At 70.9% G+C, this 13235-nt stretch carries 12 protein-coding genes; 4 read left to right on the top strand and 8 right to left on the bottom strand.

The annotated features are described in order from the left end of the window. Positions 1-72 precede the first annotated feature (72 nt). The 3 genes from AS594_RS12750 to AS594_RS12740 form a co-directional block, all read right to left on the bottom strand. Entirely contained in the window at positions 73-1917 is a 1845-nt protein-coding gene (locus AS594_RS12750; RefSeq protein ID WP_069927151.1) for an ATP-binding SpoIIE family protein phosphatase, read from the bottom strand. Between the two features lie 262 nt (positions 1918-2179). Then, complete coding sequence (gene fomD, locus AS594_RS12745) at positions 2180-2854, bottom strand: cytidylyl-2-hydroxypropylphosphonate hydrolase (RefSeq protein ID WP_069927150.1); 675 nt, start codon at positions 2852-2854, stop codon at positions 2180-2182. Between the two features lie 44 nt (positions 2855-2898). Next, the gene (locus AS594_RS12740; protein ID WP_069932969.1) at positions 2899-4290 is read right to left on the bottom strand and encodes a class II fumarate hydratase; all 1392 of its coding nucleotides are present in this window, start codon (positions 4288-4290) and stop codon (positions 2899-2901) included. 107 nt (positions 4291-4397) lie between these two features. Here AS594_RS12740 and AS594_RS12735 point away from each other — a divergent pair, with 107 nt between their 5' ends. Then, a complete protein-coding gene (locus AS594_RS12735) occupies positions 4398-5933 on the top strand; it encodes a ricin-type beta-trefoil lectin domain protein (RefSeq protein ID WP_069932970.1) in 1536 nt (511 codons plus the stop codon). Positions 5934-6069: 136 nt separating this feature from the next. On the opposite strand, the gene AS594_RS12730 is transcribed toward AS594_RS12735, so the two are convergent. Then, a complete protein-coding gene (locus AS594_RS12730) occupies positions 6070-7746 on the bottom strand; it encodes a fumarate hydratase (protein WP_069932971.1) in 1677 nt (558 codons plus the stop codon). A gap of 166 nt (positions 7747-7912) precedes the next feature. On the opposite strand from AS594_RS12730, the gene AS594_RS12725 reads away from it, so the two are divergent. Together AS594_RS12725 and AS594_RS12720 are read left to right on the top strand one after the other, a co-directional pair. Then, positions 7913-8614, top strand: a complete 702-nt coding sequence (locus AS594_RS12725) for a DUF1707 SHOCT-like domain-containing protein (RefSeq protein WP_069927146.1) — start codon at positions 7913-7915, stop codon at positions 8612-8614. Between the two features lie 102 nt (positions 8615-8716). Then, positions 8717-9085: a WhiB family transcriptional regulator gene (locus tag AS594_RS12720; RefSeq protein ID WP_069927145.1), complete on the top strand. Its 369-nt coding sequence runs from the start codon at positions 8717-8719 to the stop codon at positions 9083-9085. Positions 9086-9236: 151 nt separating this feature from the next. On the opposite strand, the gene glpX is transcribed toward AS594_RS12720, so the two are convergent. Further along, positions 9237-10268, bottom strand: a complete 1032-nt coding sequence (gene glpX / locus AS594_RS12715) for a class II fructose-bisphosphatase (protein ID WP_069927144.1) — start codon at positions 10266-10268, stop codon at positions 9237-9239. Between the two features lie 171 nt (positions 10269-10439). Between glpX and AS594_RS12710 the strand changes: the two genes are divergently transcribed. Then, complete coding sequence (locus AS594_RS12710) at positions 10440-10955, top strand: DUF4245 domain-containing protein (RefSeq protein WP_176733211.1); 516 nt, start codon at positions 10440-10442, stop codon at positions 10953-10955. 91 nt (positions 10956-11046) lie between these two features. Here AS594_RS12710 and AS594_RS12705 read toward each other — a convergent pair whose 3' ends face one another. The 3 genes from AS594_RS12705 to xseA all read right to left on the bottom strand — a co-directional run bounded on the left by AS594_RS12705 (position 11047) and on the right by xseA (position 13229). Then, positions 11047-11637 carry a malonic semialdehyde reductase gene (locus tag AS594_RS12705; protein ID WP_069927143.1) on the bottom strand — a complete coding sequence of 197 codons (591 nt, stop codon included), beginning with the start codon at positions 11635-11637 and terminating at the stop codon, positions 11047-11049. Positions 11638-11762: 125 nt separating this feature from the next. Beyond that, a complete protein-coding gene (locus tag AS594_RS12700) occupies positions 11763-11975 on the bottom strand; it encodes an exodeoxyribonuclease VII small subunit (RefSeq protein ID WP_069927142.1) in 213 nt (70 codons plus the stop codon). 45 nt (positions 11976-12020) lie between these two features. Beyond that, the gene (gene xseA / locus AS594_RS12695; RefSeq protein WP_069932973.1) at positions 12021-13229 is read right to left on the bottom strand and encodes an exodeoxyribonuclease VII large subunit; all 1209 of its coding nucleotides are present in this window, start codon (positions 13227-13229) and stop codon (positions 12021-12023) included. Between the last annotated feature and the right edge of the window lie 6 nt (positions 13230-13235).

Raw genomic sequence — 13235 nt, 5'->3', positions numbered from 1 at the left:
ACCGGACGAAAGACGAAACGGCTGCGGCGGACACCTCCGGGTGTCCGCCGCAGCCGTGTGTACAGCGCGCGCCTACGGGCGGGTGGCCAGCTCGAACCAGACCACCTTGCCGGACGACAGGCGTGTGGCGCCCCACCGTCTCGCCAGCCGGTTCACCAGGAACAGCCCGCGGCCGCCCTCGTCCGTGTCCCGGGCCCGCCGCTGCCTCGGCAGCTGCGGCGAGTCGTCACCGACCTCGCAGCGCAGTACGTCCGTACGCAGCAACCGCAGCGTCACCGGCCGCTCGGCGTACCGCACCGCGTTCGTCACCACCTCGCTGACCAGCAGCTCCACCGAGTCGCTCAGCTCCTCCAGACCCCAGCGGGCCAGCGCGCGACGCGCCAGCCTGCGGGCCCGGCCGGGCGCCTGCTCCTCCGGCTCCAGGAACCAGTACGCGACATCGCTCGGCGCGATCCCGTCGAAGCGGGCCGCGAGCAGCGCGATGTCGTCGTCCCGGTCACCGGGACCGAGCATGTCGAGTACGTCGTCGCACAGGGCTTCCAGCGGCGGCGAGTGGTCGGGACCCGTCAGCTGCGCGGTGGCGGCCAGCCGCTCCCGCAACTGCTCGATGCCCGTCCACACGTCCCGCAGCCGCGACTCGACCAGGCCGTCGGTGTACAGCAGGAGAGTGGCGCCCGCCGGGGCGTCCAGCTCCACCGCCTCGAAGTCCACCCCGCCTACGCCGATGGGCGCACCCGGCGGCACCCGCAGCACCTCGGCCCGGCCGCCCAGGTGCAGCAGCACGGGCGGCGGGTGGCCCGCGTTGGCGATGGTGATGCGGTGCGAGACCGGGTCGTAGACGCAGTACAGGCAGGTCGCCATGCGGTCGGAACCGAGCCGCTGCGCCTGCTCGTCGAGGTGGTGCAGGACCTCCTGCGGCGGCAGGTCGAGACCGGCGAGGGTCTGCGCCGTCGTCCGCAGCTGGCCCATGATCGCGGCGGACGTCATGGAGTGGCCCATGACGTCACCGACGACCAGCGCGACGCGGCTGCCCGGCAGCGGGATCGCGTCGTACCAGTCGCCGCCGACGCGGGCCGTCTCGGCGGCCGGCAGGTACCGGGAGGCCAGCTTGACGCCGGTCGGCTGCGGGAGCGAGTCGGGCAGCATCGTGCGCTGGAGCTCGTCGGCGATGTACGCCTCGCGCCCGTACAGCACGGCCTTGTCGATCCCGAGCGCCGTGTGCGTCGCCAACTGGGCGGCGACCAGCAGGTCGTTCGCCTCGAAGGCCGGGCGCTCCGGGCGGCGCAGGAACACGGCCGCGCCGATCACCCGGCGACGGCCGCGCAGCGGCGCGAGGATCGCGCGGCGACCGGACGGCAGTCCCATGGCCTCGCCGAGCAGTTCGGACATGGCCGCCCGCGCGGAGGCGGAGTCGCCGAACACCGGGCGTACGCCTCTGAGCACCTCGGCGAGGGCGCCTCCGCTGCGTACCTCGCACAGCTGCGGGGCGGGCAGCGGCTCGGCCTGGAGGTCGATCTCCTCGGCCCCGTCGTCCGCTAAACGCAGCCGGTCGGTGCGGCGCAGGCGCAGCATGAACGGTACGGCGGGGCGTTCGTCGCCGACCGGCAGCGGGTCGCGCAGGTACACGAGGATCGCGTCGGTGAAGGTCGGCACGGACGCCCGGCACAGGCCGAGCACGATCTCGTCGAGGTCGATGCCCCGGGCGATCCGCCGCGTCGCGGCGCCCACGAAGCGGAGCCGGTCCCCCTCACTCCTGGCAGCCCCGGCCGGCTCCGGGACACCGCCGGTGGCCGGAGTGGGAGCGTGCGCTGGACTCGGCACTGCCGGAACCTCCTCCTGCCGTGGCCGGGTGCGCTCGTGCGGCCTGGCAACCAGTGGCTGCCGGCCTTCGTGCGAGGTGGACTGGTGCTCCGTCACGCGTGGGGTTCCGTCCGTCCGGGGAGCTTGTGCGATGCAATCGCTTCGTGTGGCGATATACCCGCTCTGCGGGCGGCCTCGACAGGACGGTGGCCCCCGAACCCGGCAGACTTGCTCTCCGGCACGGCTCCACCCCCCTGTGGTGACTTACGGTCAGGCTGTGCGCCGGGCCCGCCAGTTGAGAGCGGGACCGGTGCGCACAGTGCGCTCAGTGTTGCGGAAGGCGATCCTACGTTTGACCCATGGGGGCCTATCAAGGGTCTCACGGAGCCATGTGAACAGGAGTGCGGTCCCAGTCATCGGGCAACCGGGGAACGGCCCACCTGGGATCGGGCCGCCAGTTCTCCCAGCCGTCACGGAACGGGGCGCCCCACGCGGTGATCAGGCCGACCGCCGCTCGCCCCGCCTCCCGTACCTGCCGGGCCTGCGCGTCGCTCAGCAGCCCCACCCGCCGGGCCTGCTCGAACTCGTCCTCGTCGAGCCAGCACCAGGCGCGGTCCGGGTGCACGGAGATGTCGAGGAAGTGGTCCTCGGAGTCGACGCCGCCCGACCAGCGGGTGCGCGGCTCCTCCAGGTTCACGTACCAGTTCTTGAACCGCCAGCCCCGTTCCCAGAACAGCCACACCGACCACGGGTCGCCCGGCCGCGCCAGCTTCAGTACGCCGGTGCCCCACCACCGCGAGGTGGTCGTGGTCCGCGGCGCCGTGTACCGGGTGGCCAGCGGCTCCTCGTGCACCGGCGTGCCGTCCGCGAGCACCGGCCGCACGCACTGCGTGCCCGGCGCCATCCACACCGCGAGCAGCTCGTCGGTGTCGCGGACGACCGTGACGGGGCGGCAGATGTGGATGCGGTCGGAGGCGTTGCCGCGATAGCGCCAGAGGATGTGGTCCCCCGGCGCCCAACGCGCCCCGCCCGCACCGCCTGCCGTAGCTGTCATGAGCAGATCTTAGGAGTACGTTCCGCCGACTGCTGCGACCGAGGTCACGGGTGCGTCATACGCAGCACGTCCAGCGCCTCGTCGAGCTGCTGCTCGGTGAGATCACCGCGTTCGACGTACCCGGACTCCAGGACGACTTCGCGGATCGTCCGGCGCTCGGCGAGGGACTTCTTGACGACCTTGGCCGCCTCTTCGTAGCCGATGTACTTGTTGAGCGGGGTGACGACCGACGGTGACGACTCCGCGTACTCGCGGGCGCGTTCGACGTCGGCGGTGATCCCGTCGATCGTACGGTCCGCCAGCAGCCGGGAGGCGTTGGCGAGAAGCCGCAACGATTCCAGCAGGTTCTTGGCCATCACGGGCAGCATGACGTTGAGCTCGAAGTTGCCCGCCGCACCGGCCGCGGCGACCGTGGCGTCGTTCCCCGTCACCTGGGCCGCGACCATCAGTACGGCCTCGGGAATGACCGGATTCACCTTGCCCGGCATGATCGACGACCCCGGCTGGAGGTCGGGAAGGCGGATCTCGGCCAATCCGGTGCGCGGCCCCGAGGCCATCCAGCGCAGGTCGTTGGAGATCTTCGTCAGGGAGACCGCGATCGTACGGAGCTGGCCGGACGTCTCGACGAGGCCGTCCCGCGCGCCCTGTGCCTCGAAGTGGTCGCGGGCCTCGGTGAGCGGCAGTCCGGTGGAGCGGGCAACCTCGGCGATGACCGCGGCCGAGAAGCCCGGCGGGGTGTTGATGCCGGTGCCGACGGCCGTGCCGCCGAGGGGGAGTTCCGCGAGGCGGGGCAGGGAGGCGCGCAGCCGTTCGACGCCGTACCGCACGGCCGCCGCGTAACCGCTGAACTCCTGGCCGAGGGTGACGGGCGTGGCGTCCATCAGGTGCGTACGCCCCGACTTGACGACGTCCGCGAACTCCGCCGCCTTGCGCTCCAGCGCCGCCGCGAGGTGGTCGAGGGCCGGGATCAGATCGCCCGTGACGGCGGCGGTCGCCGCGATGTGGATGGACGACGGAAACACGTCGTTGGACGACTGCGAGGCATTGACATGGTCGTTGGGATGGACCGGGCCGCCGAGACGCTCGGTGGCGAGCGTGGCGACGACCTCGTTCATGTTCATGTTGGAGGACGTGCCGGAGCCGGTCTGGAAGACATCGACGGGAAAGTGGTCGTCCCAGCGCCCCCGCGCGACCTCTTCGGCCGCTTCCCGGACCGCCCGGGCGATGTCCTTGTCGAGCACGCCGAGTTCGGCGTTGACCAGGGCGGCAGCGGCCTTGATACGGGCCAGCGCCTCGATGTGGGCGCGCTCCAGGCGCTGTCCGGAGACGGGGAAGTTCTCCACGGCCCGCTGGGTCTGGGCGCGCCACTTGGCGTGCGCCGGCACCCGTACCTCACCCATCGAGTCGCGCTCGATCCGGTAGTCGTCAGTCGTCATCGTGGCGTACCTCCTCAGAAAAGTTGAGCACTTGTCTTGTTCTGCGTATTCCCAAGTCGCCTACCCGCCAGTAAATACCGGGGGTAACAACAAACCGGGGAGGCGCAATGCAGCGCACACGGCTCAGACTTCGCTCCACTGTCGCGGCCGCCGCCGCACTGGCGGCCGCCATCGGCGGCAGTCTGGCGGGGACGGCCCCCGCCACCGCCGCCGACAGGGCCGCGACGGCTTCCACACCCGCTTCGACACCCCTTCCGGCCGAACTGGAGGCCGTCCGCGCGGCCGAGGCCGCGAAGCTCTACGGCGATCCGGCCGAGCGGCCCATGGACCAGCGCAAGACCGGGCTGATCTCGCTCGGCGACAGCGAGATCTCCGGCGAGGGCGTCGGCACGTACGAACCCGGCACCAACGGGCCCGACAACTGGTGCCACCGCTCGCCGGACGCCGCGATCCACCGCACCGGGATACCGGCCGACGTCACGTACAACGTCTCCTGCTCGGGCGCGTACACCGGAAACATCAGGATCGGCGGCAGCAAGCAGTACGCCGACGAGCTGGTCCAGAGCGACAACCTGGCCGTCAAGGCCCGCAACACCCGCATCAAGATGGTCCTGCTGGTGGCCGGCGCGAACGACGACCTCCAGTTCGGCCCGGTGATGACGGACTGCGTCACGCGCTGGCTGACGATCCAGGGCACCTGCGAGCCCAAGTACGCGCCCGGCTGGCAGGGGCGCGTCGACGCGCTCGTGCCCAAGGTCGAGCAGACCGTCCGGGACCTGCGGACGGTGATGCGCGGCGCGGGGTACGCGGACGGCGACTACAAGATGGTCGTGATGGGCTACCCGAGCCCCATCGGACCCGACTTCAAGGACAACCCGAACTTCCCGGGCAAGATCCCGGGCGGCTGCGTGGGGTACGACTCCGACGCGGCCTGGGGCCGCAACACCGCGGTCCCGGTCTTCGAGCGCGGGATGCGCGCCGCGGCGGCGAACACGGGCTCCGTGTATCTCGACAACTCCCGCCTCTTCCACGGCCACGAGGTCTGCATGGACGACCCCTGGGCGCGGGGCCTGTACATCGACCTCTCCAAGCCCGGCATGCCGGACTCGAACTCGGTCCGCCAGTCCTTCCACCCGAACATCCGCGGCCACGCGGCGTTCGCCTCCTGCCTCACCCAGGTCTACAACTCCGCGCTGCGCGAAGCGAGTTGCGGTGACCCGGCCAGTACGGGGAAGCCCGTGCTCTTCCCGGGGGCGTGGGACGACGCGTACAAGCCGCTGAAGAACGCGGCCACGGGCACGTGCGCCGACGTGCCCGGCTCGACGACGCGCAACGGGACGGCCGTGGGCGGCTGGGACTGTCACGGCGGGCGCAACCAGGGCTGGTGGTACGACACCGCCCAGAAGTCGCTCCGTACGGAACTGAGCCACGACCGGTGCCTCGACGTACCGGGCGCGAAGTACCAGGCGGGTGCCGGGCTGGTCCTCTGGAACTGCTCGGGTGCGGCGAACCAGCAGTTCGTACGCGACGGCTCCACGATCCGGCCGGCGGCCTCGACGGGCCTGTGCGTCACGCTGGCGGCGGCGAAGGATCCGCTGCGGCTCCAGGCGTGCACGGGAGCGGCGAACCAGCAGTTCGCGTAGACCGGGCGCACGGCACGACCGTGCGGGCTCCTTGGCGGTGGCCCGCACGGCGTGGGAAGCCCGGCACACGCCCCCGGAAACAGGCCCGCCCCCCGCCCGCTGCGTCGCGGACGGGGGGCGGGCGGTGCGCCGGGGGTCAGGCCAGGCCGGGACCGCGGACCGGGATCGAGGTGAACGTCGGGGCCGGGGCGGGCTCGGTGAAGAAGTCGTTGCCCTTGTCGTCGACGACGATGAACGCCGGGAAGTCCTCCACCTCGATCCGCCAGACCGCCTCCATGCCGAGCTCCTCGTACTCGACGACCTCGACCTTCTTGATGCAGTCCTGCGCGAGGCGCGCCGCGGGGCCGCCGATGGAGCCCAGGTAGAAGCCGCCGTGCGTACCGCACGCGTCCGTCACCTGCTTCGAGCGGTTGCCCTTGGCCAGCATGACCTTCGAGCCGCCGGCCGCCTGGAACTGCTCGACGTAACTGTCCATCCGGCCGGCCGTCGTCGGGCCGAAGGAGCCGGAGGCGTACCCCTCGGGGGTCTTCGCCGGGCCGGCGTAGTACACCGGGTGGTCCTTGAGGTACTGCGGCATCTCCTCGCCCGCGTCCAGCCGCTCCTTGATCTTCGCGTGCGCGATGTCACGGGCGACGACGAGCGGGCCGCTGAGCGACAGCCGCGTCTTGACCGGGTACTTCGTCAGCTCGGCGAGGATCTCGTCCATCGGCTGGTTCAGGTCGATCTTGACGACGTCGCCCTCCTCGGAGAGCTGCTCGTCCGTCGTGTCCGGCAGGAACCGCGCCGGGTCCTTCTCCAGCTGCTCCAGGAACACGCCCTCGGCCGTGATCTTCGCGACGGCCTGGCGGTCCGCCGAGCAGGACACGGCGATCGCGACGGGGAGGGACGCGCCGTGCCGGGGCAGGCGGACGACGCGCACGTCGTGGCAGAAGTACTTGCCGCCGAACTGCGCGCCGATGCCGATCTTCTGCGTCAGCTCGAAGACCTTCTCCTCCAGCTCCTTGTCGCGGAAGCCGTGGCCGGTCGGCGAACCCTCGGCGGGCAGCTCGTCGAGGTAGTGCGCGGAGGCGTACTTCGCGGTCTTGAGCGCGAACTCGGCGCTCGTGCCGCCGACGACGATCGCGAGGTGGTACGGCGGGCACGCGGCCGTACCGAGCGAGCGGATCTTCTCCTCCAGGAACTTCATCATGGAGGTCTCGTTGAGGACCGCCTTCGTCTCCTGGTAGAGGAAGGACTTGTTGGCCGAGCCGCCGCCCTTCGCCATGAAGAGGAACTTGTACGCGCCGCCGTCGGTCGCGTACAGCTCGATCTGCGCGGGCAGGTTCGAGCCGGTGTTCTTCTCCTCCCACATGTTCAGCGGGGCCATCTGCGAGTACCGCAGGTTGAGCTTGGTGTAGGCGTCGAAGATGCCGTGCGAGAGGGCTTCCTCGTCGCCGCCCTCCGTGAGCACGTTCTGGCCGCGCTTGCCCATGACGATCGCCGTGCCGGTGTCCTGGCACATCGGCAGCACACCCGCCGCCGCGATGTTCGCGTTCTTGAGCAGGTCCAGCGCCACGAACTTGTCGTTCGAGGAAGCGTCGGGATCGTCGATGATCCGGCGGAGCTGGGCGAGGTGCGCGGGGCGCAGGTAGTGCGAGATGTCGTGCATCGCCTCGGCTGCCAGGGTGCGCAGCGCCTCGGGATCGACCTTGAGGAACGTACGGCCGTCGGCCTCGAAGGTGGAGACACCCTCGGCGGTCACCAGGCGATACGGCGTGGTGTCCTCTCCCAGGGGGAGCAGATCGGAGTACGCAAACTCTGGCATTTCGGCCATTCCTCAACTCGGCAGACGGCAACTGGCCTCCATTGGCGCAGCCCGTCCACCAGCGTAAGACGCCTGCGGAGCGCCGGGTCTGTGAGGTAAGGCTCAGTTGGCGCCGGGCCCGGTTGGCGGACGTACGCACTAGTCGCGATCTATCGCGTCTGGGTACGCTGGGGCGGTGGACCTCGACAAGAGCCAATCAGCGGCCTCCGGCCCCGGGCACCCCCAGCAGCAGGCCGGCCCGCCGGTGCCCGCCGAGCCCGCCCTCCGCGCGTCGGACGCCGACCGCGACCGGACCGCCGACATCCTGCGTGACGCCATGGCCGAGGGGCGGCTGACCGCCGAGGAGCACTCGGACCGTATCGACGCCGTCTACCGGGCCAAGACCGTGGCCGAACTGGAGCCGCTGGTCCGGGACTTGCCCGCCCCCGGCGGCGCCCGGCGTGAGCCGGCCTCGGCGGCGTACGACCCGGTGGATCCGTCCGTACGGGCCGCGGCGGACAACCTGGTCGCCGTCTTCAGCAGCTCGACGCGCAAGGGGCGCTGGCGCATCGGCGGCAGGACGAACGCCTTCGCGCTCTTCGGCAGCGTCGAGATCGACCTCACCGAGGCGCTGTTCGGCCAGCGGCTGACGGTGATCAACGCGACCTCCCTCTTCGGCAACGTCGAAGTGCGCGTCCCCGAGAACATCACGCTGCGCGGCGGCGGTACCGGGATCTTCGGAAACTTCGAGGTCGACACCCTCGAAGCGCACAACCCCGAGGCGCCGGTCGTGGTGGTCAACGGCTACTCGGTGTTCGGAAACATCGAGGCGAAGCCCAAGCGCGGAAAGCGCGTCGCGGACCTGCACGGTCGAATCCGCAAGCACCTCGGACACTGACACGGACCGAGACGGTTCGAAACCCTGTGCATAGGCGTGCGTACAGCGGGTAGGGAGTGCTTCATCGCTGCTCGCTCCCGAAGCCGTCGTCAGGAGTAGACCGTGCTGCATCCGCCGCATCAGTCCGTGCAGGTCGCCGCCGTTCCGTCGCAGCGCGCGCCGGCCCGGGATCAGGCCGGCCCATGGCACACGGAGGCGGTGTGCCGCCGGGACGAAGCCGGGCTGTTCTTTGCCCCGTCGAAGGAACCGACGGCCGCGAGGCTGGCACGGGAAGAAGCCGCGAAGAGGGTGTGCGCGCGGTGCCCGGTGATGGTCGAGTGCCGGGAGCACGCGCTGCTCCAGCCCGAGCCGTACGGCGTGTGGGGCGGCCTGACCGCCGCCGAGCGCCGGGTGGTACTGGCGAGGCGCAGGCGGCGCGAGATGGAGCTGGGCCAGGCGGCCCAGGCGGGCAGGATCGCCGCCGCGGGCTGACCGGGGCACGGCACAAGGAACGAACAAGGCCCCGGCAAGAGGCACAGAGGCCGAGGCGCAGAAAACAGAGGCACAGAAAAAGGGGCGCCCCCTGCGTACAGCCGGGGCCGCCCCTTTCTCGTGCGTACGGACGCTTCGCCGTACGGCGGTGTTACTTCGCGCGGTCGAAGTCGATGGCGCTGTAGGCGCGCAGCTTCGAGAGGCGGTGCGTCGAGTCGATCTGGCGGATCGTGCCCGACTTGGAGCGCATCACCAGCGACTGCGTGGTCGCGGTCTCCGAGCGGTAGCGGACGCCGCGCAGCAGCTCGCCGTCCGTGATGCCGGTGGCGACGAAGAACACGTTCTCGCCGCTGACCAGGTCGTTCGTGTGCAGTACGCGGTCGAGGTCGTGACCCGCGTCGAGGGCCTTCTGGCGCTCGGCCTCGTCCTTGGGCCACAGCTTGCCCTGGATCGTGCCGCCGAGGCACTTGATCGCGCAGGCGGAGATGATGCCCTCGGGCGTACCGCCGATGCCCATGAGCAGGTCGACGCCGGTGCCTTCGCGCACGGCCATGACCGAGCCGGCGACGTCACCGTCCGAGATGAACTTGATGCGCGCGCCCGTCTCGCGGATCTCCTTGACGATGCCCTCGTGACGGGGGCGGTCGAGGATCATCACGGTGACGTCCTCGGGCGTCGAGTTCTTGGCCTTGGCGACCCGGCGGATGTTTACCGAGACGGGAGCGTTGATGTCGACGAAGTCGGCGGCCTCCGGGCCGGTCACCAGCTTCTCCATGTAGAACACCGCGGACGGGTCGAACATGGTGCCGCGGTCGGCGGCGGCGAGCACGGCGATGGCGTTCGGCATGCCCTTGGCGTTGAGCGTGGTGCCGTCGATCGGGTCGACGGCGATGTCGACCTCCGCGCCGGTGCCGTCACCCACGCGCTCCCCGTTGAAGAGCATCGGGGCCTCGTCCTTCTCGCCCTCACCGATGACGACGACGCCGTTCATCGATACGGTCGAGACGAGCGTCCGCATGGCCTTCACCGCTGCGCCGTCCGCGCCGATCTTGTCACCGCGGCCGACCCACCGCCCGGCGGCCATGGCGGCGGCCTCGGTGACCCGGACGAGCTCCAGGGCCAGGTTGCGGTCGGGGGCCTCGGGCGAGACCTCGAGCTGAGACGGAAGATGGTGCTCGGTCATCGGAGCGCACCTTTCTGTACGGCGACGGCCGGAGTGTAGAGGGTGGTGCCGACTCTATCGGTACGTCGACAAAATGAGCAGAGGGGGGCACGTATGAGCGGCATATCGGGATGAGATGCCCCTCGCGCGGGCCGTGACCGAGCATGGGGGACCATGGGGGGCGTGGCAGGTATGAGAGGCAAGCAGACGGTCCGGGACATGGTGCTGTCGATGGCGGCGATCGGTGTCGTCGTCGCCGGCGTCTACACGCTGGTCCCGCACGACGACTCGGCGGACCCGGTCAAGCCGGTCGACTACCGGGTCGAGCTCATCACGGCCCGGCGGGCGGCGCCGTACCCGGTGGCAGCCCCGGTGGGGCTCCCGGAGACGTGGAAGGCGACGTCGGTCACGTACGACCGGCAGGACGGCAACTCCTGGCACCTGGGCTTCCTCGACCCGGAGCGCGAGTACGTCGCGGTCGAGCAGTCGAACGGGCCCGCGGAGAAGTTCGTCCACAAGGTCAGCCAGCAGGCGACGAAGACCAGCAGGACGGTGCGCGTCGGCGGCGAGACCTGGCAGCGCTGGGAGGGCCCGAAGTACGACGCGCTGGTGCGCGAGGAGAAGGGCGCCACCACGGTGATCACGGGCACGGCGCCGCAGAAGCGGCTGGCGGAGATGGCCGCCGCGCTGAAAGCCGAGAAGTCCTGACGCGATGACGCGGTGACGCGATGACGCGTACGACGGAGCCGCCGGACCCTGTGGGGGTGCGGCGGCTCCGTCGTGCGCGTCCGGGGTGGGGTCAGACGGTGGTGATGACGTCGTCGTAGGACAGCCGCGGGGAGCGGGGGAACCACGCGTCCTCGCCCGGCTTGCCGATGTTGACGATCATCAGCGGGGTGTGGTCGTCGTCCAGGAACTCCTTCTGGACGCCGGCGAAGTCGAAGCCGGTCATCGGGCCCGCGGCCAGCCCGGCGGCGCGGACGCCGACGATGAAGTAGGCGGCCTGGAGGGCGGCGTTGAGGCCGGCGGCGGCCTCACGGGCCGGGCGCTCGGAGAAGAACATGTCCTTGGCCTGCGGGAAGTGCGGGAGCAGCGCCGGGAGCTCCTCGTGGAACTCGTTGTCGGCGGCGAGGATCGCGACCAGCGGGGCGGTGGCCGTCTTCGGCCGGTTGCCCTCGGCCATGTGCGCGACGAGGCGCTCGCGGGCCTCGGGGGAGCGGACCAGGACGACGCGCAGCGGCGACTGGTTGAACGCGGTCGGACCGAACTTGACCAGGTCGTAGATCGCCTGGACCTGCTCCTCGGTCACCGGCTCGTCGGTGAACGTGTTCGCGGTGCGGGCCTCGCGGAAGAGGAGGTCCTGGGCGGCGGGGTCAAGTACGAGAGACATGCGGTCTACCTTCCGGACGTGCAGGGGGATCAGGCTGTGACCTCACCGTAAGCGAAAGTAGGTTAAGTTTCAACTAAAAGTGGGGCGTGGTGATCCGCTTCACAGCGCCCCTGTTGCGCCCCGCCTCAGCTCTCGTCGGCGAGCGAGGCGTCCAGGCGGGCCCTGGCACCGTCCAGCCACCGCCGGCAGATCTTCGCCAGCTCCTCGCCGCGCTCCCAGAGCGCGAGCGACTCCTCCAGCGTCGTGCCGCCCGCTTCCAGGCGCCGTACGACGTCGATCAGCTCGTCCCGGGCCTGCTCGTACCCGAGCGTCGTCGCTGTCTCGTCCGTCTGTGCCATGTGATCCACCCTATGTGTGCGTACGAACGGCAAACGTCAGCCAGGTCACTCCGCGACGCGCACGCGGAACTCGCCCTCCGCCACCCGGGCCCGCAGCGCGTCCCCGGCCGATACCTCGCCGGGGGAGCGGACCACCCCGCCGTCCGCCCGCTGGAGCACCGCGTACCCGCGCTCCAGCGTCGCCGCGGGCGACAACGCCACCACGCGCGCCCGGGTGTGCGACAGCTCCGAGTCCGCGCGGTCCAGCAGGTGCCCCAGCGTGCGCCGGCTGCGCGCCACCAGGGCGTCCACCTCGGCCTCGCGGTCCTCCACCATCCGCTGCGGCCGCTCCATCACCGGCCTGGCCAGCGCATGCGCCAGCCCCCGCTCCTCGCGGTCGAGCAGGCCCCGCACGGTCCGCAGTGCCCGGTCGCGCAGCAACTGCACGCGGTCCAGCTCCTCGCCGACGTCCGGAACCACCTTCTTCGCCGCGTCCGTCGGCGTCGAGGCCCGGAGGTCCGCCACCAGGTCGAGCAGCGGGGAGTCCGGCTCGTGCCCGATGGCCGACACCACCGGCGTACGGCAGCCGAACACGGTACGTACGAGCTGCTCGTCCGAGAACGGCAGCAGATCCTCGACGCTGCCGCCGCCCCGCGCCACGATGATCACGTCGACCTCCGGCAGCTCGTCCAGCTCCTTGACCGCCTGGACGACCTGCGCCACCGCGCTCACCCCCTGCACCGCCACATTCCGCACCTCGAAGCGGACGGCCGGCCAGCGCCGCCGCGCGTTCTCCAGGACGTCGCGCTCGGCCGCCGACGCCCGGCCCGTCACCAGCCCCACGCACTGCGGCAGGAACGGCACGGGCCGCTTGCGGTCGAGTGCGAAGAGCCCCTCGCCCGCCAGCGACTTCTTCAGCTGTTCGAGCCTGGCGAGCAGCTCGCCGATGCCCACCGGCTTTATCTCCGTCGCCCGCAGCGACAGCTGCCCGCGCGGCGCGTACCACTCGGGCTTCGCCCGCACCACGACGCGCGCGCCCTCCGCCACCACGTCCGCGATCGGGTCGAACACCTGCCTGAAGCACGTCACACCGACGGAGATGTCGTGCGAGGGGTCGCGCAGCGTCAGGAAGACGACCCCGGCGCCCGGTCTGCGCGAGATCTGCGTGATCTGCCCCTCGACCCACACCGCTCCGAGCCGGTCGATCCACCCGCCGATGAGGCGCGAGACCTGGCCGACCGGTAGTGGGGCGTCCGCGGACGTGTTCAGAGCCATGTACGA

Origin of the sequence: Streptomyces agglomeratus (assembly GCF_001746415.1) — a bacterium.
GTDB lineage: Bacteria > Actinomycetota > Actinomycetes > Streptomycetales > Streptomycetaceae > Streptomyces > Streptomyces agglomeratus.
Note: the sequence above shows the minus strand (reverse complement) of the source record. Positions and strands in the feature narration are given on the sequence as shown.

Excerpts from the sequence above, each read along its gene's own strand:
- fomD (WP_069927150.1), bottom strand. The coding sequence starts at position 2,854 with ATGACAGCTACGGCAGGCGGTGCGGGCGGGGCGCGTTGGGCGCCGGGG.
- AS594_RS12740 (WP_069932969.1), bottom strand. The coding sequence starts at position 4,290 with ATGACGACTGACGACTACCGGATCGAGCGCGACTCGATGGGTGAGGTA.
- AS594_RS12735 (WP_069932970.1), top strand. The coding sequence starts at position 4,398 with ATGCAGCGCACACGGCTCAGACTTCGCTCCACTGTCGCGGCCGCCGCC.
- AS594_RS12730 (WP_069932971.1), bottom strand. The coding sequence starts at position 7,746 with ATGGCCGAAATGCCAGAGTTTGCGTACTCCGATCTGCTCCCCCTGGGA.
- glpX (WP_069927144.1), bottom strand. The coding sequence starts at position 10,268 with ATGACCGAGCACCATCTTCCGTCTCAGCTCGAGGTCTCGCCCGAGGCC.
- AS594_RS12710 (WP_176733211.1), top strand. The coding sequence starts at position 10,440 with ATGAGAGGCAAGCAGACGGTCCGGGACATGGTGCTGTCGATGGCGGCG.
- AS594_RS12705 (WP_069927143.1), bottom strand. The coding sequence starts at position 11,637 with ATGTCTCTCGTACTTGACCCCGCCGCCCAGGACCTCCTCTTCCGCGAG.
- AS594_RS12700 (WP_069927142.1), bottom strand. The coding sequence starts at position 11,975 with ATGGCACAGACGGACGAGACAGCGACGACGCTCGGGTACGAGCAGGCC.
- xseA (WP_069932973.1), bottom strand. The coding sequence starts at position 13,229 with ATGGCTCTGAACACGTCCGCGGACGCCCCACTACCGGTCGGCCAGGTC.